The sequence below is a fragment of the Paraburkholderia sp. 35.1 genome (assembly GCF_050436525.1).
GTDB lineage: Bacteria > Pseudomonadota > Gammaproteobacteria > Burkholderiales > Burkholderiaceae > Paraburkholderia > Paraburkholderia tuberum.
Map to the genome: position 1 here is coordinate 1,298,103 of NZ_JBNDMJ010000003.1, position 20,973 is coordinate 1,319,075.

A 20,973-nucleotide genomic window follows, 5' to 3' on the forward strand; every position below is an offset into this window, starting at 1 on the left:
CAACTACCCACAATAATGTTCGGAGACCGCTGCGCGCCGGGGCAACCCCCACGGTGCCGGCAAAGCCAGGCGCATCATGCGAATTCTGATTGCCGAAGACGACAGCATACTCGCGGATGGTCTGGTTCGATCACTCCGCCAATCGGCCTATGCGGTCGATCACGTGAAAAGCGGCGTAGAAGCCGATACCGCGTTGTCAATGCAGACGTTCGACCTATTGATCCTCGATCTGGGCCTGCCGCGCATGTCCGGGCTCGAGGTGCTGCGCCGCCTGCGCGCGCGCAATTCGAACCTGCCCGTGCTGATCCTGACCGCCGCCGATAGCGTCGACGAACGCGTCAAAGGCCTCGACCTCGGCGCCGACGATTACATGGCCAAGCCCTTCGCGCTGAACGAACTCGAAGCGCGCGTGCGCGCGCTGACACGGCGCGGCGCGGGCGGCGGCCCGACCGTCGTGCGGCATGGCTCGCTGTCGTTCGATCAGGTGGGCCGCATCGCCTACGTCAACGACCAGGCGATCGATCTGTCCGCGCGCGAACTCGGGCTGCTCGAAGTGCTGCTGCAACGGATCGGCCGGCTGGTCTCGAAAGAGCAGCTCGTCGACCATCTATGCGAATGGGGCGAGGAAGTCAGCAACAACGCGATCGAAGTCTACGTGCACCGGCTGCGCAAGAAGATCGAACCGAGCGGCGTGCGCATCATCACCGTGCGCGGGCTCGGCTACTGTCTCGAAAAAGCGGCGCCGCCGGCGAATGCGAGCGCGCCCGCCACCCCGGCCGGCTCCGAGCCGCAGATGGCACAAGCGGCACAAGCGGCACAAGCGGCACAATCGTCCACCGCGCCGTCGTCCACCGCGATGCCGGCGAGCCACCACTACAAATAGAGGCCAGCGATGTCCGCACGCGCTGATCGCGCCACGGCGCACGCTGCGGACCTCGACGAGGCGCGCGACGCGCGCTACGCCAATCCGTTCGCCGCGCCCGACGAAACCGAAGCCGCCGCCGAAGCGCGTCCGCGCTCGCTGTTCGGCGAAATTCTCGACTGGATGCTCGCGCCGCTGCTGCTGCTGTGGCCGATGAGCCTCGCGGTCACCTATCTGGTCGCGAAGTCGATCGCGAACGGGCCGTTCGACCGCGCGCTCGAAACCGATGCCTACGTCCTCGCGCGCCAGATCCATCCGGTCAACGGCGTCGCGGAGCTGTCGCTGCCCGAGTCGACGCGCGATTTCCTGCGTGCCGACAACGTCGACAGCGTGTTCTTTCAGGTGCTCGGCACGCGCGGCGAGCTCGTGGCCGGCGAGCGTGACATGCCACTGCCGCACGAGGAAGACCGCCCGCCACCGGGCCTCGTCGAATTCCGCGACGACGTGCTGCGCGGCAACGACATCCGCGTCGCCTACACGACCGTCGAGTTTCCGCAGACGCCGGGCGCGCAGGCCGTGCTCGTGCAGGTCGCCGAAACGCTCGACAAGCGCAGCCAGCTCGCCAACGACATCATCAAGGGCGTGATCCTGCCGCAGTTCGTGATCCTGCCGCTCGCGATCCTGCTCGTGTGGTTCGGGCTGTCGCGCGGGCTCGAGCCGCTGCATGCGCTGCAGGCGCATATCCGCGCGCGCCGGCCGGACGATCTGTCGCCGCTCGAAGCGCGCCGCGCGCCGCCGGAAATCGAGCCGCTCGTCACGTCGTTCAACGATCTGCTCACGCGCCTCGAACAGAACATGGAGCTGCAGAAGCGCTTCATCGCCGACGCCGCGCATCAGATGAAAACGCCGCTGGCCGGCCTGCGCACCCAGGCCGAGCTCGCGCTGCGCCAGAACGCGTCGGCCGAGGTTCGTCGCTCGCTCGAACAGATCGCGACGAGCTCCGAGCAGGCCGCGCGGCTCGTCACGCAATTGCTCGCGCTGGCGCGCGCGGAGAACCGTCGATCGGGGCAGATCTTCACGCCGCTCGAACTCGGCGAACTCGCGCGCAGCGCGGTGCGCGAATGGGTGCAGGCCGCGCTCGCGAAGCAGATGGACATCGGCTACGAAGCGCCCGACGAGCCGGTCGAAGTCGCCGGCAATCCGGTGATGCTGCGTGAAATGCTGTCAAACCTGATCGACAACGCGATCCGCTATACGCCGGCGGGCGGCCGCATCACCGTGCGCGTGCGGCACGACGCCCCCGCGCGGCTCGTGCACCTGGAAGTCGAGGACACCGGGCTCGGCATTCCGGCCAGCGAGCGCTCTCGTGTGGTCGAGCGCTTTTACCGGATTCTGGGCCGCGAGGGCGACGGCAGCGGCCTCGGCCTCGCGATCGTGCGCGAGATTGCGGCAATGCACGGCGGCGAGCTCGCCATCGACGACAACGTCTACCAGGAGTCACCGCGGCTCGCCGGCACACTGGTGCGCGTCAGCTTGCACGTGCTCGAACGGGGCGGGACTTACCCTAACGCGCCTCTATCGTCAGCGTGACGGTCAGCGTTTTTTGAGATATTTCAGCGTGGATTGCGGGAACATCCCAGCACATTGACGGAAATTGAACGCCTATTCGTCGGCTTACCGGACTACCCCCAGGTTCAGCGCCGAGTCAGAACGCCGTAAGTTTCCACTCCAATAATCGGTTGCACGGGAACGCCTGTGCCGGCGATCCGCGTGTATATCAATATTGGAGACGACAATATGGCTACCGTTGGCGGGCAAATCTCGCACGTGCCGATGACGCGCGATGAGAAGCGGGTGATCTTCGCATCGTCGCTGGGTACGGTTTTCGAGTGGTACGACTTTTATCTGGCCGGCTCGCTTGCGGCCTTCATCAGCAAGAGCTTCTTTTCCGGCGTCAATCCGACCGCGGCGTTCATCTTCACGCTGCTCAGCTTCGCGGCGGGCTTCGCGGTGCGGCCGTTCGGCGCGATCGTATTCGGGCGGCTCGGCGACATGGTCGGGCGCAAGTACACTTTCCTGATCACGATCATCATCATGGGCCTGTCGACGTTCCTCGTCGGCTTCCTGCCGGGCTACGCGGCGATCGGCATCGCTTCGCCGGTGCTCTTCATCGCGATGCGCCTGCTGCAGGGTCTCGCGCTCGGCGGCGAGTATGGCGGCGCCGCAACCTACGTGGCCGAACACGCGCCAGCGAACCGCCGCGGCTTCTACACCGCATGGATCCAGACCACCGCCACGCTCGGTCTGTTTCTGTCGCTGCTCGTGATTCTCGGCATTCGCACGTTCATGGGCGAAGACGCCTTCGGCGCCTGGGGCTGGCGCATTCCGTTCGTCGTGTCGATCCTGCTGCTCGCGGTGTCGGTGTGGATTCGCCTGCAACTGCATGAGTCGCCGGTGTTCGCGCGCATCAAGGCCGAGGGCAAGACCTCGAAGGCGCCGCTTTCCGAAGCGTTCGGCCAATGGAAGAACCTGAAGGTCGTGATTATCGCGCTGCTCGGCCTGACGGCCGGCCAGGCTGTCGTCTGGTACACGGGCCAGTTCTACACGCTGTTCTTCCTCACGCAGACGCTGAGGGTCGACGGTTCGAGCGCCAACATCATGATCGCGCTCGCGCTGCTGATCGGCACGCCGTTCTTCCTGTTCTTCGGCTCGCTGTCGGATCGCATCGGCCGCAAGCCGATCATCATGGCCGGCCTGCTGATCGCCGCACTCACCTACTTCCCGCTGTTCAAGGCGCTCACACACTACACGAACCCGGCGCTCGAAGCGGCAACCGCGAAGTCGCCGATCGTCGTGATCGCCGATCCGGCCGAGTGCTCGTTCCAGTTCAACCCGGTGGGCACGGCGAAGTTCACGAGCTCATGCGACATCGCGAAGGGCGCGCTGTCGCGAGCCGGCCTGAACTACGACAACGTCGCGGCGCCTGCCGGCACGATCGCGCAGATCCGCGTGGGCGATACGGTCGTCAACACGTTCGACGGCCGCGCCGGCGACGCGAAGGAGCAAGCCAAGACGTTCGAGAAGACGCTCGCCGCGACGCTGAAGGCCGCCGGCTACCCGCCGAAGGCCGATCCGGCTCAGATCAACTGGCCGATGAGCATCGTGATCCTGACGATCCTCGTGATCTACGTGACGATGGTCTACGGGCCGATCGCGGCGATGCTGGTCGAGATGTTCCCGACGCGCATCCGTTATACGTCGATGTCGCTGCCGTATCACATCGGCAATGGCTGGTTCGGCGGCTTCCTGCCGGCCACCGCGTTCGCGATCGTCGCGGCGAAGGGCAACATCTACTCGGGGCTCTGGTATCCGATCATCGTCGCATTGGTCACCTTCGTGATCGGCATGCTGTTCGTGCGCGAAACCAAGGACTCGGATATCTACGCGAAGGATTGAGTGGACCGACAGCCGGAGCTATCTGAAAAAGTTGTGAGCCGGGGGTTGACAGCCTCCGGTGGCCCCAGCATAATCTCGCTTCTTTCGGCGAATTAGCTCAGTCGGTTAGAGCGACGGAATCATAATCCGCAGGTCCGGGGTTCGAGTCCCTGATTCGCCACCAGCTTCAAGAAAAAGCCGCTGTCCCACAAGGACAGCGGCTTTTTTGTTTTGAAACGCTGCCACGAAGCCTGACGACCGATGGGCATCCGAGTTCAGGCAGACGCAGCGACACACCACTCGACGTTGGGGAAATAGCGGCAACAATGCGCGCATTTTCCAGACGGATACCCCGGCTATGCCACGTTAGCTCAGGTCGTGAAGAGATTGAGCCGGTGTCGGGTGAAAGAGCAGCAGCACCACGGTCATCAGACCGAAGGCTGCGCCCGCATAAAAGGTCGTGGCTGCGCCCAGACGTTCCCACAACTGGCCTGCGATAACGCTCGAAACCAGCGTCACGATGCCGCTCAGCAGATTGAAGAAACCGAACGCAGTCCCGCGCAGATGCGCAGGTGCCGTGTGCGCGACCATCGTAGCGAGCAGGCCTTGCGTCATCCCCATGTGCAGCCCCCACAGCGCTACGCCTACGACGACTATGCTCCAGTGGGTGCCGTGTGCAAGCACGAGGTCGGCGCCAATCAACACGATCAGACCACCTATCAGCAGCCGCGTATGCCGCATCGTGTCCGCGAGCTTCCCGAACGGATAAGCGGACAGCGCGTAGACGATATTCATTGCCACCATGACGAGCGGAACGAGCGCAATCGGTACGCCGCTGCCCATCGCACGAAGCACCAGAAAAGCCTCGCTGAATCGCGCCAACGCAAAAACGGCGCCTATCCCTACGACCCACCAGTAGTCCAAACCAAGCTCCCTGAGACTCTGCCACCGCACAGGATTGCTTCTTTTGGCGCGAGGCTCGTGCTCAGGCTCCGTGATACCAAACGTCAACAGCGCGACCGCGAGCACACCGGGAATGACGGCAAGCCAGAAGGCAAGCCGAAAATTATCTGCCCATATCAGCATGATGAGAACGGCCAGCAGCGGTCCGAGGAACGCACCGACCGTATCGAGCGACTGGCGCAGGCCGAAGGCCGCGCCACGCAGGTGCTGCGGCGTGACATCCGCGATGAGTGCATCGCGAGGCGCACCGCGAATGCCCTTGCCGACACGGTCAATGACGCGCGCCGTCACCACGACTCCAACCGAGGACGCAATGGCAAAAAGCGGCTTGCTCATTGCGCCGAGCGAATACCCTGCTACGGCGAGCCACTTTCGGTTGCCGAGGTAGTCACTCAGCGTTCCCGAAAACACCTTGACCATCTGGGCCGTGGCCTCCGCGATGCCCTCGATGAGCCCGATCGTGCCGGCGCCGGCGCCAAGGCTTGCCAGCAGAAACATCGGCAGCAGGCTGTGGATGATTTCGGATGAGATGTCCATGAAAAGACTCACACATCCTAGAACCCACACGCTGCGTGGAATCTGCCGGACGACATTGACTTGCGGTTCGTTTCGCATTCGATAGGGATGGCATCAGATAACACGTTCGAACGGCGCAGACGCATGCGAGCACCAAGGCAGCCCGCTACGACCGTTGCATCTTGTCTGGCATCGCTGAGTCGCATACCCGTCCTCTCACGCCCGAATCGAGTGCACTCCCTGACACACATCAGTGCACACCTTCCCCGCCCCAGGGCAAAAACTTGCCCTTCGCCGCACAAAGCTAGCGACCAACCCGCGGTATGGCCCCTGGCACACTTCCCGCTTTAAACAGCGCGCAAGGAGCCGGCGCAACCTCCGGTTCGACAGACAATCTGGAAATGGACGGCTAGGGTTCCGGCCTGCTTCACGCAGGTGCTGGTCCGAGAGCTGTCGACCTCAGGCGAGGTTACACGGCGGGACAAAAGCCCGGGAGAGAACGCGATGTTTGCGCTGCTCCCTGCCGTCGCTAACCGTCCCCTCCGAGGTCAACCCATGTTCAAGCTCGTTCGCTGTCTTGGTATTGCCGCCGTCTCCCTCGCCACCTTCGCCTCGAGCCCCACGTTCGCCGCGGGCCGCAACGACTTCAAGGTCTGCTGGACCATCTACGCCGGCTGGATGCCGTGGGGTGAGGCGAAAACCCAAGGCATCGTGTCCAAATGGGCCAGGAAATACGGCATCAATGTCGACGTCGTGCAGCTGAACGACTACGTCGAGTCCATCAATCAGTACACGGCCGGCAAGTTCGACGGCTGCGCGATGACCAACATGGACGCGCTCACGATTCCCGCCTCCGGCGGCGTGGATTCGACGGCACTGATCGTCAGCGACTATTCGAACGGCAACGACGGCGTGCTGATGAAGGGCAAGGGCAAGCAGATCGCCGACCTGAAGGGGCAGCAGGTCAACCTCGTGCAGTTTTCCGTCTCCCACTACCTGCTCGCACGCGCGCTCGAAAGCGCTCACATGAGCGAGCGCGACCTCAAGGTCGTGAACACCTCGGATGCCGACATCTCGGGCGCATTCGCGACCCCCACGGTTCACAACGCGGTCACCTGGAATCCGATGCTCGCCGATCTGAAGTCGCAGCCGAACGTCAGCGAAGTCTTCGACTCCAGCAAGATCCCCGGCGAAATCATGGACATGATGGTCGTCAACACGAAGACGTTGCAGCAGAACCCCGCCCTCGGCAAAGCGCTGACCGGTGCATGGTTCGAAATGGTCGCGCTGATGCACACCGACTCCGCGGCCAGCACGTCCGCGCTGAGCGCGATGGCGAAGGCCTCGGGCACCGATCTCGCCAACTTCAAGGGCCAACTGGCGACGACCGCCCTCTTCTATTCGCCGCAAGCCGCGCTCGACTTCGTCACCAGCGCCGACATGCCGAAGATCATGACGCGCGTCGCGAAGTTCTCTTTCGATCACGGCCTGCTCGGACAGGACGCGAAGAGCGCGGACGCGGTCGGCATGGCGTTCGACAAGGGCGTCGTGGTCGGCAACAAGAACAACGTCAAGCTGCGTTTCGATCCGACCTACGTCGCGATGGCGGCCGCGGGCAAGCTCTGACACGGACCGTCCAGGCACTCGCCGGGGGCTCGCCATGGCGGGCTCGCATCCCAGCTTTCCAACCAGGCGCTCACCATGCGACTCATCAATCGACATCCGAGCCGGATCGGCGGCTTGATGCTGCTTCTGCTGCCGTTCGTCGTGCTGTTCGCGGTCTACTTCACCGGGTCCTCGATGCGACTCTCGCTCAATCCCGATGACAAGCTGCTGCCGAGCGCGGCGCAAATGAGCGACGCGGTGAAGTCGGCCGCCTTCACCGAGGACAAGCGCACCGGCGAGTACCTGTTGTGGACCGACACGCTGTCGAGCTTGCGGCGGCTCGGCATCGGCCTTGTCGTCAGTGCCGTGATCGCACTGGTGGCCGCGATCGCGACCGGTTCGTTTCCGCTCGTCAGCGCGACGCTGTCGCCTTTCATCACCGTGATCTCAATGGTGCCGCCGCTGGCGGTGCTGCCGGTCCTGTTCATCGTGTTCGGGCTCGACGAGTTGTCGAAGGTCGTGCTGATCGTCGTCGGCATCACGCCGGTGATCATTCGCGATCTGCATGCTCGCGCCCGCGAGATTCCGGTCGAGCTGTGGGTCAAGGCGCAGACGCTCGGCGCCACCAGCTGGACGCTGATTCTGCGTCTGGTGCTGCCGCAACTGCTGCCGCGTCTGCTGGCGGCGACGCGTCTTTCTCTCGGCGCGGCGTGGCTCTTTCTGATCGCAGCCGAAGCGATCGCGTCGACCGATGGCCTCGGCTACCGCATCTTTCTCGTGCGCCGCTATCTGTCGATGGATCTGATCCTGCCGTACGTCGCGTGGATCACGCTGCTCGCATGGCTCACCGACGAGCTGCTGCGCCGGATCACGCAATGGTGCTTCCCGTGGTACGGAGGCGCGCGATGATCGAGGTCCGCAACGTCTGGAAAGAGTACGGCGACCAGGTCGTGCTCGAGCGTTTGAATCTGACCGTCAAGGAAGGCGAGTTCTGTTCGATGGTCGGCGCGTCCGGCTGCGGCAAGTCGACGTTTCTGCGCCTGCTGCTGGGTCAGGAGCGCGCGACGCGCGGCGAGATCCTGCTGGACGGCAAGCCGCTGCCCGGCGAACCGGACCGGCATCGCGGCGTCGTGTTTCAACGCTACTCGGTGTTCGACCATCTGAGTGTGTTGCGCAACGTGATGCTGGGGCTGGAGCTTCCACAGGCGAAGTTCACCGGCCGGCTATTCGGTGTCCGTCGGCGCGTGGCGCAAGACGAGGCAGCGGCCATGCTCGAGCGCGTCGGGCTGGGCGCGGCCTTGAACAAGTTTCCGCAGCAGCTGTCGGGCGGCATGCAGCAACGCCTCGCGATCGCGCAGGCGCTGATGATGAAGCCTCGCGTGCTGCTGCTCGACGAACCATTCGGCGCGCTCGACCCCGGCATCCGCAAGGACATGCATGAGCTGCTCTCCGACCTGTGGCGCGAAGCGAAGCTCACGATCTTCATGGTCACGCATGACCTGAAAGAAGGCTTCACGTTGGGAAGCCGCGTGCTGGTTTTCGACAAGGTGCGCGTCGACCCGCAGGCGCCGGGCGCCTATGGCGCGCGCATCACCTACAACATTGCGCTCGACCGTAGCCGCGATTCCATGTCCGCCGTGCAGATCGCCGAGGCTGCCGTGCGAGGCGCATCGCATATCGAACTGGTCTCCGACTGAAGGGAACTCAGGTATGAACTCAGATACGACCTTATTGCTTGAAGAAACCGTCCCAGGCGGCGGCCATACGTCGCTGATCGTCAAGCGTGGTCGATCACTGCGCATTACCGACCTGCGTGGCGGTGCGAACGTCAGCGTGATGATGGTCAACGCGACGGAAAAGAGCGAACGGCTCAATCTGCCGGATTCGTTGAAGTGCCAGCACACGGCCAGGCTCACGGTCGGGCACTGCCTGTACTCCGACATGGGCCGCGTGCTTGCCGCGATCGTCGCGGATACCTGTGGCTGGCACGACAGCATCGGCGGTGTGTCGAATGCCGACGAGGTTCGCGAACGATACGGCGCGGGCCGCTACCAGGAGCTGCGCAACGCGTTCTATCGCAACGGCACGGACAACCTGCTCGTCGAAATGGGCAAGTGGGGACTCGGCATCACTGACCTGCTGATGACGCTCAATCTGTTCAGCCGTGTCGATGTCAGTGACGACGGCGTTCTCAGTTTCGTGCCAGGAAACTCAAAAGCCGGCAACTACATCGAGCTCTACGCACCGATGAACACGCTCGTCGTGCTCACCGCGATCCAGCACCCGCTCGACCCGAACCCCGAGTACGCGCCGAGGCCCGTCAAGCTCGAGTTGAGCGACGCGCGGCCCGAGGTCGCCGAAGTTTGCCGCACCGCATGCGAAGAGAACGCACGCGGTTTCATCAACACAGAACGCTTCTTTCTTTGAGCGAAGGCCACGCTTATGACCAGCACGCTTATCGTCAGCGACAAACGTCCGGAAACCGCGGTCCATCGCGAGACACTCGCCGCCGGCGACCCGTGGCTTCACGAGGTGAAGGCCGGGCAAACGCTGCGCATCGTCGATCTCGAAGGCAACCAGGCGGTCGACACGCTGTTCTACAGCCTCGCCGATCCGCGCGAGCGCTTCGACCCGCAACGCACGTTGCGCCGGCAAAAGAGCCTCTACCTGACGACGGGCTCGGTGCTGTACTCGAACCTCGGCAAGCCGATGCTGACGATCGTCGCCGACACGTGCGGCCGCCACGATACGCTCGGCGGCGCCTGCGCGCAGGAAAGCAACACGGTGCGCTACGCACTGGAGAAGCGCTACATGCACAGCTGCCGCGACAACTTCCTGCGTGCCTGCGCACATGACGGCCGCCTGTCGAAGCAGGACATCGGCGCGAACGTCAACTTCTTCATGAACGTGCCGGTCACGGCCACGGGCGGGCTCAGCTTCGAAGACGGCATTTCCGCGCCGGGCAAATACGTCGAATTGCGCGCGGAGATGGACGTGATCGTACTGATCTCCAACTGCCCGCAGCTGAACAATCCGTGCAACGCCTACAACCCGACGCCCGCGGAGCTGCTGATATGGAATTGAAGCGCATCCGCCACTGGCTTTTTCTCCTCATGCTGGTTCGCTCGGGCCGGTACTTCAGCCGTACGCGCGAAGAACTGACCCAGACGCATCGCTGACGCGACTTCGGCCGTGGACGACCACGGCCGGCCATTCCCACGGCGGGACGGCCCGCCTTCGAATCAACACACCTTCCATGTTCGAGAAGATTCTGATCGCCAATCGCGGCGCTATCGCGTGCCGCATTCTCAGGACGTTGCGCGAACTCGACGTCACCGGCGTCGCCATCTATGCGGAAGCCGACCGAGCGAGCCGCCACGTCAGCGAAGCGCCTGTCGCGCATGCGCTCGGCGAGGGTCCGGCCGCGCTGACTTATCTCGACGTGGCCAAGATCCTCGCGATTGCGCGTCGCGAAGGCGTGCAGGCGATCCATCCCGGCTACGGCTTCTTATCGGAGAACGCGGCGTTCGGCGAAGCCTGCGAAGCGGCCGGCATCGCGTTCATCGGACCGACACCCGCGCAGCTTCGCGCGTTCGGCCTCAAGCACACGGCCCGCGAAATCGCGGCCAACGAAGGGGTGCCGATGCTCGAAGGCACCGGGCTGCTCGCGGACTTGCCGGCGGCGCTCGCGGCGGCACAGGCCATCGGCTATCCGGTGATGCTGAAGAGCACCGCGGGCGGCGGCGGCATCGGCATGCGGGTGTGCTGGAACGCCGACGAACTCGGCGCCCATTTCGATGCCGTGAAGCGCCTCGGCGAAAACAATTTCAGCGATGCCGGCGTGTTTCTGGAGAAGTACATCGAACGGGCGCGGCATCTGGAAGTGCAGGTATTCGGCGACGGCAAAGGCGACGCGCTCGCGCTTGGCGTGCGTGACTGCTCGGTGCAGCGGCGCAATCAGAAGGTGCTCGAGGAAACGCCCGCCCCCTGCCTGCCGAACGGCATTCAGGCCGCGCTCTGCGAGGCAGCGGTCAAGCTCGCGAAAGCCGTCGACTATCGCTCCGCCGGCACCGTCGAATTCGTGTACGACAGCGCCGCCGAACAGTTCTACTTCCTCGAAGTCAATACGCGTCTGCAGGTCGAGCACGGCGTCACCGAACAGGTGTGGGGCGTCGACCTCGTGCGTTGGATGATCGAACTGGCGGCCGGCACGCTCGCGCCGCTGAAGCACCTGGCGGCGAGTCTAACGCCGCGAGGGCACGCGATCCAGGCGCGACTCTACGCGGAAGATCCGGGGCGTGATTTCAAACCGAGTCCGGGCCTCTTGACCGAGGTCGAGTTCCCGCACGCTGACGGGCGCGCATTGCGCATCGATACATGGATCGAGGCCGGTTGCGAAGTGCCGCCTTACTTCGACCCGATGCTCGCGAAAGTGATCGCGTGGTCGCCGACTCGCGATGAAGCGCGCGATGCGCTCGACGATGCGCTGCGCAACACCCGACTCTACGGCGTCGAGACGAATCGCGACTATCTGCGCCAGATTCTGCGCGACCGGCCGTTCGCGTCGGGCGAACCGTGGACTCGATGTCTCGAAGGGCTCAGGTATCAGGCCAGCACGGTCGAAGTCGTCAGCGGCGGCACGCAGACGACGGTGCAGGACTATCCCGGCCGCCTGGGCTACTGGGCAGTCGGCATCCCGCCGTCGGGGCCGATGGATGACCGGGCGATGCGGCTCGGCAATCGCCTGCTCGGCAATGCGGCCGACGCCGCCGCTCTCGAAGTCACGATGAGCGGGCCGACGCTGCGCTTCAACACGGATGCCGTGGTCGCCATCACCGGCGCGCAGATTCCGGTGCTGCTCGACGATGTCGCTCAGCCGCTGAACACGAGCCTCCATGTGCCGGCGGGTTCGACGCTTGCGCTCGGCACGATACGCGGCGCGGGCGCGCGCGCTTATCTGTGCGTGCGCGGCGGCTTCGACGTCGCACTGTATCTCGGCAGCCGCAGCACCTTTACGCTCGGCCAGTTCGGCGGACATGGCGGCCGCGCGATCCGCGCGGGCGACGTGCTGCATCTTTATCCGCTCGGCGATGCGCAAGCCGGCGCGGCGCTCGTCGACGCGCCGACGCTCGACGGCGTGCGCACCGTTCGCGTGATCTATGGTCCGCACGGCGCACCCGAATACTTCAGCGCCCGCTATATCGCGCAGCTGCTCGACACCGAGTGGGAGGTTCACTTCAACTCCAGCCGTACCGGCGTGCGCCTGATCGGACCGAAACCCGAGTGGGCGCGCGAGGACGGCGGCGAGGCTGGACTGCATCCGTCGAACATTCACGATAATCCGTACGCGGTCGGCGCCGTCGACTTCACCGGCGACATGCCCGTGATTCTCGGACCCGACGGCCCGAGTCTCGGCGGCTTCGTCTGTCCGGTGACGATCATCGAGGCGGACCTCTGGCAGATCGGCCAGCTGAAAGCAGGCGACAAGATCCGCTTCGCGCCCGTCGAAGTCGACGAAGCGCGTGAGGCTGCGCGTGAGCGTCGTCGGGAACTGGAGAGCCTCGAGATTGCACCGGGTGCGCCGAGCGAAACAAGAGCATCGCTGACGTCGCCGATCGTGCTCGATACCGGGGCGGACCGCGACAGACTCGTCGCGCGTGTATCCGGCGACACACATCTGCTGCTCGAAATCGGTCCAGCGGAGCTCGACCTCGTGGCACGGTTTCGCGGACATGCGCTGATGCAGTCCCTCGAAGCGCAGCATCTGACTGGCGTCATCGATCTCACGCCGGGCATCCGTTCGCTGCAGATCCACTACCGGCCCGAGGATCTGCCGCTCGCCAGGTTGCTCGACATCGTCGCGCGGGCGTGGGACGAGGTCCTGTTGCAGAAGGATCTGCGCGTGCCGTCGCGCGTCGTTCATCTGCCGCTGTCATGGGACGACCCCGCGTGCCAGCTCGCGATCGAAAAATATATGACCACCGTGCGCAAGAACGCGCCGTGGTGCCCGAGCAACCTCGAATTCATTCGCCGCATCAACGACCTCGACTCCATCGACGCGGTCAGGCAAATCGTCTTCGATGCGAGCTATCTGGTGATGGGCCTCGGCGACGTGTACCTCGGCGCACCCGTCGCGACACCGCTCGACCCTCGTCACCGGCTGGTCACGACGAAATACAACCCGGCCCGTACGTGGACCGCGGAGAACTCGGTCGGCATCGGCGGCGCGTATCTGTGCGTGTATGGCATGGAAGGGCCTGGCGGCTATCAATTCGTCGGCCGCACGTTGCAGATGTGGAATCGCTACCGCGAAGTCGCGGATTTCGCCGGCCAGCATTATTTGCTGCGCTTCTTCGACCAGATTCGTTTCTACGAAGTATCGGCCGACGAACTGTTGCGCATCCGCGCGGACTTTCCGCTTGGGCGTTTTCCGTTGCGGATTGAAGAGTCCGAGCTTTCGTTGCCGGACTATCAGGCGTTTCTCGCTAGCGAATCCGCCAGCATCGAGCAGTTCCGTTCAAGGCAGCAGGCGGCCTTCCAGGCCGAGCGCGAGCGGTGGCGTGAAGCGGGCACCTCGGAAATCACGTTCGAGACGCCGGTCACCGAAGACACTCAGTTAGCTCCGCTTCACGACGGCGAAGTCGCCGTGGACAGCGAGATCGCCGGCAGCCTCTGGCAAGTCAAGGTGAAAACCGGCGACGCGGTCGACGCGGGCGACGTGCTGCTCATCATCGAGTCGATGAAGATGGAAATCCCGGTGTGTGCGCCGTGCGCCGGAACGGTCGGCGAGATCTACGTGGCGCCGGGTTCGCCCGTGCACGCGGGGCAACGCGTCGCCGTCGTCGAACGTCACTAATTATCTGGACGCAAACCATGTCTTCATTCTCGTCATTCGATCTTCGCCTCCCGACACTTCGCTCCGCATACCGTGATGGAACGCTCACGCCGCGCAGGCTCGTCGCTGAACTGCTCGAAAAAGCTGCGGCGCTCAATCCATCGTTCAATCTGTTCATCCATCTTCTGACCGAAGATGAAGTCGCGCCCTACCTCGACTGGCTCGACACCCAGGACGTCGAAAGCCTGCCGCTCTATGGCGTTCCGTTCGTGATCAAGGACAACATCGATCTCGCCGGCATTCAGACGACCGCCGCGTGCCCCGCGTTCGCGTACACGCCGTCGCGATCGGCGAGTGTCGTTGCGCAATTGATCGCGCTCGGCGCTGTGCCGCTCGGCAAAGCCAATCTCGACCAGTTTGCGACCGGTCTGAACGGCACCCGGTCGCCGTATGGCAAGTGTCGCAATAGCGTGCATCCCGACTATCCGTCGGGCGGCTCGAGCGCGGGGTCGTCACTCGCGGTCGCGCTCGGCGTCGCCAGTTTCGCGCTCGGGACCGACACGGCCGGTTCCGGTCGCGTGCCTGCCGCGCTGAACAATCTCGTCGGTCTCAAGCCGACTAAAGGCCTGCTGTCCACCGCGGGTGTGGTGCCCGCGTGCCGCACGCTCGATTGCGTCACGTTCTTCACGGCGACGGCGCAAGAAGCGAGCGAGTTGCTTGCGTTGAGCGCGCGCCCCGATCCTCGCGATGCATACAGCCGCGCGAATCCGCAATGGAATACGGCACGCGCGTTTGGCGAGCCCACGGCGTTCAAGTTCGGCGTGCCGGCGCAACTGGAATTCGCCGGCTGTTCCGAGAGCCCCGGGCTGTTCGCGAAGGTGCGCGCGTTGCTCGAAGAAGCAGGTGGTGAAGCTGTCGAAATCGACTTCACGCCGTTTGTCGAAACCGCCAATCTGCTCTATCAGGGGCCGTGGGTGGCCGAGCGTTACAGCGTGGCGGGCGAGTTGATGACGGAGAAACCCGCCGCGGTTTTGCCCGTCATTCGCGATGTGTTGGCGAAGGCACCCGGCGCGAGCGCGGTCGAACTGTTTCGCGCGCAGTACCGCTTGCAGGAATTGAAGGCCCTCTGCGATGCGTCGATCGATTCACTCGATTTCGTTCTGACGCCGTCGTATCCGCGTGCCGTGACGCTCGACGAGTTGGAGCGCGACCCCATTGGTCCGAACTCCCTGCTCGGCTATTACACGAACTTCATGAATCTGCTGGACTATGCCGCCGTCGCTACGCCGACCGGTTTCATGAAGAATGGTCTGCCCTGGGGCGTGACCGTCTTTGGCCGCGCGTTCACCGACCAGTATCTGTTGGGTGTGGCCGACCTGCTGCAACGAAAGAGCGGCGTGCACTGCGTCGGAGGTCTAACCGTCGAGCCGGAACCGCGCGGCGAACGATGCGCGGCGAGCCACGATCGCATGCGGATCGCGGTCTGCGGCGCACACATGCAAGGTTTGCCCCTCAACCGCGATCTGCTTGCCCGACGCGGGCGGCTCTTGCAGGCCACTCAGACTACCGCGCAATACCGGTTGTCGGCGCTGCCTGCGTCGGCGGACGGCACGAGGCGTCCAGGCCTGTGGCGCGTCACCGATGGCGGCGCAAAAATTGCTGTCGAAGTGTGGGAAATGCCCAGCGCGGAGTTCGGCTCGTTTATTTCGACCGTTCCGTCTCCGCTGGTTCTGGGCAAGGTCGAACTCGTCGACGGTTCGTGGGTTACCGGTTTCCTCTGCGAGCCGTATGGCGTGCAGTCGGGAACCGATATCTCGGAGTTTGGCGGATGGCGAGCATGGCTTGCCAGCGAGCATTGCGCGAGTTTCTGATGGAACGAACGATGAGCAGCGGCGTCGCAGGGTATGGGCAGTGAAGCGCCGCGGGTTTGGTTGGCACCTCCGGCTTCCTTCCGCAATTCCGTCGCAACTTCAAGAGGTTCCTTAATGACGCTCCGCACCGTCGCGCTCGCCGCAACCACCGCTGCGCTCACGCTCGCCGGCACGACCGCCGCCCTCATCGCACAAGCTCAAACGCCGAGCACCGCCGACAGTCAATGGCGCGCCAGTTCCACCATGCTCGCGACGCTGCTGCAGGACGGCTACAAGATCGTCGCCGTGGTCAACAACGGTCCCGCCGACACGATCTTCGTGCAGCGCGATCAGAGCGCGTTCAAATGCATCGATACGCAGCATCCGGATGCAAAAGCAAAAACGTCGGTGGCGCCGGGCTGTTACGAGCTGGTACCGCCGAGCGGCGCCACGCCGGCGTCGGAATCCAGATAACGTGATTTGAAGCGCGAGCTCAACGTAACCCCGGCTCGCGCGAAAGACTTCGGCGTCGCGCCAACACCGCGACGCTTCAGCGATCCACGAGCCGGCTCAGATTGCCGCGCACCCGCTGCAGCAGCGCGATCAACCGCGCCGCTTCTTCATCGCTGAAACCATTGAGCGCTTCGAGCGCGACCTCGTCGCCGACCTTGCGCGCCTTGCCGAGCGTGCGCTCAGCCTTCGGCGTCATGCGCACCTGGCGCTCGCGGCGATCCTGCGGATTCGCGGTCCGCTCGATCCAGCCGCCCTCCTCCATCCGGTCGAGCAGCCGGCCCGCCGAGATCGGCGCGACCTCGAGCAGATCCGCCAGCCGGGCCTGATTGATGTCGCCGTAGTGGCCGAGATAGGCCAGCACGCGACACTGCGCGCGCGTCAGATCGACCGACGACCTCGCGAGATCGTCGAACCGCTTGCCCGCCAGCCGGCCGACGTCGTAGATCAGAAAGCCGAAGCGCTCTTCGAATTGGGTTTTCATGCGCGGATTATACGGAAGCACTTCGGCGTACAGCGCGACTGCGTGTGCGTTCTATTCTCAGCACAACTCCCGATAGCGCCAACCCGTATCGTCGATATACTAAGCATGCTTACTATATCGAGCCTCCCCACCGTCCATGTCTTCCGCCTCCACGTCGGCGAGCGCCACCGAGCTGCTCAACCGGCCGATGATCACGATCTCGATCATGCTTGCGACGCTGATCCAGACGCTCGACAGCACGATCGCCAACGTGGCGCTGCCGCATATGCAAGGCACGCTGTCCGCGTCGCAGGACGAGATCACGTGGGTGCTGACCTCCTATATCGTCGCCGCCGCGATCGCCACGCCGCTCACCGGCTGGCTGGCGGATCGCCTCAGCGTCAAGCGGCTGCTGCTGATCGCGATCGGCGGCTTCACCGTGTCGTCCGCGTTGTGCGGACTCTCCGAGACGCTGTCGCAGATCGTCGTGTCGCGTCTGTTGCAAGGGATCTTCGGCGCGTCGCTGGTGCCGCTGTCGCAGTCGATCCTGCTCGACATCAACCCGCGCGAAAAGCAGGGCCAGGCGATGGCCGTGTGGGGCATGGGCGTGATGGTCGGGCCGATCCTCGGTCCGACGCTCGGCGGCTGGCTCACCGATAGCTACAACTGGCGCTGGGTGTTCTTCATCAACGTGCCGATCGGCGCGATCGCGCTGTTCGGCGTCGCGAGCTTCCTGCCGACGCGCGCGCCGAAACACGACGTGAAGTTCGACGCGTTCGGCTTCATCACGCTCGGCCTCGCGATCGGCGCATTGCAGGCGATGCTCGATCGCGGCGAGCAGCTCGACTGGTTTTCGTCGACCGAGATCGTGATCGAGGCGCTCGTCGCGGCAATCAGCTTCGCGTTTTTTCTCGTGCACACGGCGACGATCGGCGAGCGCTCGTTTTTCAAGTACAAGTTATTGAAGGACCCGAACTTCGCGACCGGCACGTTGTTCATCTTCGTGATCGGCGCGGTGATGTACGCGACCCGCGCGCTGCTGCCGCCGATGCTGCAAAACCTGATGGGCTATCCGGTCGCGACCACGGGCCTCGTCACCGCACCGAGCGGCGCCGGCACGATGGTCGCGATGCTGATCGCCGGCCGGCTGCTCAAGCGCGTCGATGCGCGGCTGTTGCTGCTCTGCGGTTTCCTGATATCGGCGTTCGCGCTGTGGCAGATGATGCAGTACACGATCGTGCTATCGGCATCGGACATCGTGTGGCCCGGCGTGATCCAGGGCTTCGGACTCGGCCTCGTGTTCGTGCCGCTGTCCACGCTGACGTTCTCGACGCTGTCGCCGGAGCTGCGCGCGGACGGCACCGCGACTTATAGCCTGATGCGCAACATCGGCAGCAGTATCGGCATTTCGATCGTGCAGACGCTGATGACGCGCAACACGCAGATCTCGCACGCGGACCTCGCTGCGAACGTCACCGCGTTCAATCCGGCGTTCCAGTCGATGCTCAACAGCGGCTCGAACTATGACATCGCGGCGCTGAACGCGTCGATCACGCAGCAGGCGGCGATGGTCGCGTATCTGAACGACTTCAAGCTGATGTTCGTGGCGACGCTGCTGGTCATCCCGCTGTTGCTGCTGATCCGGCCGTCGCACAAGGCACCAGATGCGTCGATCGCGCATGCGGCGATGGATTGAGACCGAATGCGCCGACGTCCGCCTCAGCCTTCGATTCGCCCGCGCGTCACGCCGAGCAATGACGCCATCGCCGCATACGCCGCGGCGGCATCGCGGGCGCGGATCGCCTCGAACACCGCCGTGTGCTCGGCGAGCGACGCGTTGAACACATCGGCGCGTTTCGCATTGAGCCGCAATTGTGCCTCGAGCGTGCGCTCGATCAGCGCGCCAAGCGGGATCAGCAGTTCGTTGCTGCACGCGGTGAGCACGCGCAGGTGGAACTGCAGATCCGCGCGCACCCATTCGTCGACGTTGCGCGCCGCCACCATCGCGGTATGCGCGGCCGCAAGCGCACCCAACGTATCGTCGGTGTGCGCGGCGGCCGCGAGGCCGGCGGCATAAGGCTCGATCATCTCGCGCATTTCCTGCAGCTTGAGCGCGAACGCCATCGGCTCGGCGACGCGTGAATACCAGTCGAGCAGATCGGCATCGAGCAGATTCCACGCGGACTTGACCCGCACGCGCGTACCCACGCGCGGCCGCGATTCGATCAGCCCTTTCGACGTCAACGTGCGCAGCGCCTCGCGCAGCACCGTGCGGCTCACGCCGAACATCTCCATTAACTCGGCTTCACGAGGCAGGATCGACTCCGGCGCATAGTCGCCGCGCAGAATCGCGGTCGCCAGCAGTTGGACGACTCGCCCGTGCAGATCGTGCGTAATGGTTTTCTCCTCGCGGTTGATGATCCCGTCGCGCAACGCGGCGGTAAGTCGGCAGATCTCACCACTATGTGGCAAATAGTACTATTAATAGTATTTTAATGCAGTTTTGTTGTAGCATGGAATTCCCCGAAATTTTGCATGCCCGCAGACCTGCTTTGCATGGGTTCGGAGTAAGCGCCAACTTCGATCGACACCGGAGACACACACCATGAAAATCACCAAGCTCGAAACCTTTATCGTCCCGCCGCGCTGGTGCTTCCTCAAGATCGAGACCGACGAGGGCATCGTCGGTTGGGGCGAGCCGGTGGTGGAAGGCCGCGCGCATACGGTCGCCGCGGCCGTCGAGGAACTGTCCGATTATCTGATCGGCAAGGACCCGCTGTTGATCGAGGATCACTGGCAGGTGATGTACCGCGCGGGCTTCTATCGCGGCGGCCCGATCACGATGAGCGCGATCGCCGGCGTCGATCAGGCGCTGTGGGACATCAAGGGCAAGCATCACGGCGTACCGGTGCATGCGCTGCTCGGCGGCCAGGTGCGCGACAAAATCAAGGTGTACTCGTGGATCGGCGGCGACCGTCCGAGCGATGTCGCGAACAACGCACGCGCGGTGGTCGAGCGCGGCTTCAAGGCCGTCAAGATGAACGGCTCGGAAGAGCTGCAGATCATCGACACCTTCGACAAGGTGCAAGGCGTGATCAACAACGTCGCGGCGGTGCGCGAGGCGGTCGGGCCGAACATCGGCATCGGCGTGGACTTCCACGGCCGCGTGCATAAGCCGATGGCGAAGGTGCTCGCCAAGGAACTCGACCCGTACAAGCTGCTGTTCATCGAAGAGCCGGTGCTGTCGGAAAACGCCGAGGCGCTGCGCGACATCGTCAATCAGACCAACACGCCGATCGCGCTCGGCGAGCGTCTCTATTCGCGCTGGGACTTCAAGCACATCCTGTCGGGCGGCTACGTCGACATCATCCAGCCGGACGCGTCGCACGCGGGCGGCATCACCGAGTGCCGCAAGATCGCCGCGATGGCGGAAGCCTACGACGTCGCGCTCGCGCTGCATTGCCCGCTCGGCCCGATCGCGCTCGCAACCTGTCTGCAGATCGACGCGGTCAGCTACAACGCGTTCATCCAGGAACAGAGCCTCGGCATCCACTACAACCAGGGCAATGACCTGCTCGACTACATCAAGAATCCGCAAGTCTTCAAGTACGAAGACGGCTTCGTGTCGATTCCGCAGGGCCCCGGACTCGGCATCGAGGTCAACGAAGAGAAAGTGCGCGAGATGGCGAAGGTCGGTCACCGCTGGCGCAATCCGGTGTGGCGTCACGCGGACGGCAGCGTCGCCGAATGGTGATCTGAACACCTGAGCGAAGCAGGCGGAACGCCGCCGGCGGGCCACGTGACGCGCGGGCCGTCGCAGTAACGTAACTTCCCGGACCAGCCGGCTCGAACCGGCGTTCGAGCGGTGCCCCCCGACCTGCATCACTCCGCGCCGAGCCTTATCCCGCCCCGCTTTCGCGACGTTTGTTCGGTA

16 protein-coding genes, 1 tRNA gene and 1 riboswitch are annotated in these 20,973 nt (G+C 64.1%); of the genes, 14 read left to right on the top strand and 3 right to left on the bottom strand.

From position 1 onward, the window contains the following. The first annotated feature begins 76 nt into the window (after positions 1–76). From OKW27_RS26040 to OKW27_RS26055, 4 genes are all read left to right on the top strand, one after another. Positions 77–883: a response regulator gene (locus OKW27_RS26040; RefSeq protein WP_429335286.1), complete on the top strand. Its 807-nt coding sequence runs from the start codon at positions 77–79 to the stop codon at positions 881–883. Positions 884–892: 9 nt separating this feature from the next. Continuing rightward, positions 893–2,452 (top strand): sensor histidine kinase, encoded by a 1,560-nt coding sequence (locus tag OKW27_RS26045; RefSeq protein ID WP_184066554.1) that lies wholly within the window; start codon positions 893–895, stop codon positions 2,450–2,452. A 207-nt stretch (positions 2,453–2,659) separates the two neighbouring features. After that, positions 2,660–4,318 (top strand): MFS transporter, encoded by a 1,659-nt coding sequence (locus tag OKW27_RS26050; protein ID WP_429335287.1) that lies wholly within the window; start codon positions 2,660–2,662, stop codon positions 4,316–4,318. An 86-nt stretch (positions 4,319–4,404) separates the two neighbouring features. Continuing rightward, positions 4,405–4,481: transfer RNA gene (locus OKW27_RS26055), tRNA-Met, on the top strand. Between the two features lie 182 nt (positions 4,482–4,663). On the opposite strand, the gene OKW27_RS26060 is transcribed toward OKW27_RS26055, so the two are convergent. Further along, complete coding sequence (locus OKW27_RS26060; protein ID WP_429335288.1) at positions 4,664–5,875, bottom strand: MFS transporter; 1,212 nt, start codon at positions 5,873–5,875, stop codon at positions 4,664–4,666. A gap of 299 nt (positions 5,876–6,174) precedes the next feature. Further along, positions 6,175–6,274, top strand: a riboswitch (guanidine-I (ykkC/yxkD leader). Positions 6,275–6,331: 57 nt separating this feature from the next. Between OKW27_RS26060 and OKW27_RS26065 the strand changes: the two genes are divergently transcribed. From OKW27_RS26065 to OKW27_RS26100, 8 genes are all read left to right on the top strand, one after another. Then, positions 6,332–7,402: a putative urea ABC transporter substrate-binding protein gene (locus OKW27_RS26065; protein ID WP_090801749.1), complete on the top strand. Its 1,071-nt coding sequence runs from the start codon at positions 6,332–6,334 to the stop codon at positions 7,400–7,402. A gap of 75 nt (positions 7,403–7,477) precedes the next feature. Next, positions 7,478–8,290 carry an ABC transporter permease gene (locus tag OKW27_RS26070; RefSeq protein WP_187609933.1) on the top strand — a complete coding sequence of 271 codons (813 nt, stop codon included), beginning with the start codon at positions 7,478–7,480 and terminating at the stop codon, positions 8,288–8,290. Continuing rightward, a complete protein-coding gene (locus OKW27_RS26075; RefSeq protein WP_429335289.1) occupies positions 8,287–9,078 on the top strand; it encodes an ABC transporter ATP-binding protein in 792 nt (263 codons plus the stop codon). The genes OKW27_RS26070 and OKW27_RS26075 overlap by 4 nt, the downstream gene beginning before the upstream one ends. A 13-nt stretch (positions 9,079–9,091) precedes the next feature. Next, positions 9,092–9,808 (top strand): urea amidolyase associated protein UAAP1, encoded by a 717-nt coding sequence (locus tag OKW27_RS26080; protein WP_429335290.1) that lies wholly within the window; start codon positions 9,092–9,094, stop codon positions 9,806–9,808. Between the two features lie 15 nt (positions 9,809–9,823). Further along, the gene (locus OKW27_RS26085) at positions 9,824–10,465 is read left to right on the top strand and encodes an urea amidolyase associated protein UAAP2 (RefSeq protein ID WP_429335291.1); all 642 of its coding nucleotides are present in this window, start codon (positions 9,824–9,826) and stop codon (positions 10,463–10,465) included. 172 nt (positions 10,466–10,637) lie between these two features. Then, on the top strand, positions 10,638–14,237 hold the full coding sequence (gene uca, locus OKW27_RS26090) for an urea carboxylase (RefSeq protein ID WP_429335292.1): 3,600 nt from the start codon (positions 10,638–10,640) through the stop codon (positions 14,235–14,237). Between the two features lie 17 nt (positions 14,238–14,254). Further along, positions 14,255–16,087: an allophanate hydrolase gene (gene atzF / locus OKW27_RS26095; RefSeq protein WP_429335293.1), complete on the top strand. Its 1,833-nt coding sequence runs from the start codon at positions 14,255–14,257 to the stop codon at positions 16,085–16,087. A 114-nt stretch (positions 16,088–16,201) separates the two neighbouring features. Continuing rightward, positions 16,202–16,540 (top strand): hypothetical protein, encoded by a 339-nt coding sequence (locus OKW27_RS26100; RefSeq protein WP_090801761.1) that lies wholly within the window; start codon positions 16,202–16,204, stop codon positions 16,538–16,540. Positions 16,541–16,616: 76 nt separating this feature from the next. Here the strand turns inward: OKW27_RS26100 and OKW27_RS26105 are convergent, their stop codons facing one another. Beyond that, positions 16,617–17,060, bottom strand: a complete 444-nt coding sequence (locus OKW27_RS26105; RefSeq protein WP_090801762.1) for a MarR family winged helix-turn-helix transcriptional regulator — start codon at positions 17,058–17,060, stop codon at positions 16,617–16,619. A 187-nt stretch (positions 17,061–17,247) separates the two neighbouring features. Between OKW27_RS26105 and OKW27_RS26110 the strand changes: the two genes are divergently transcribed. Next, positions 17,248–18,735: a DHA2 family efflux MFS transporter permease subunit gene (locus tag OKW27_RS26110; protein ID WP_090805458.1), complete on the top strand. Its 1,488-nt coding sequence runs from the start codon at positions 17,248–17,250 to the stop codon at positions 18,733–18,735. A 23-nt stretch (positions 18,736–18,758) separates the two neighbouring features. On the opposite strand, the gene OKW27_RS26115 is transcribed toward OKW27_RS26110, so the two are convergent. Next, positions 18,759–19,472 carry a FadR/GntR family transcriptional regulator gene (locus OKW27_RS26115; protein WP_429335294.1) on the bottom strand — a complete coding sequence of 238 codons (714 nt, stop codon included), beginning with the start codon at positions 19,470–19,472 and terminating at the stop codon, positions 18,759–18,761. A gap of 172 nt (positions 19,473–19,644) precedes the next feature. On the opposite strand from OKW27_RS26115, the gene dgoD reads away from it, so the two are divergent. After that, complete coding sequence (dgoD, locus tag OKW27_RS26120; protein WP_090801766.1) at positions 19,645–20,793, top strand: galactonate dehydratase; 1,149 nt, start codon at positions 19,645–19,647, stop codon at positions 20,791–20,793. Positions 20,794–20,973 lie beyond the last annotated feature (180 nt).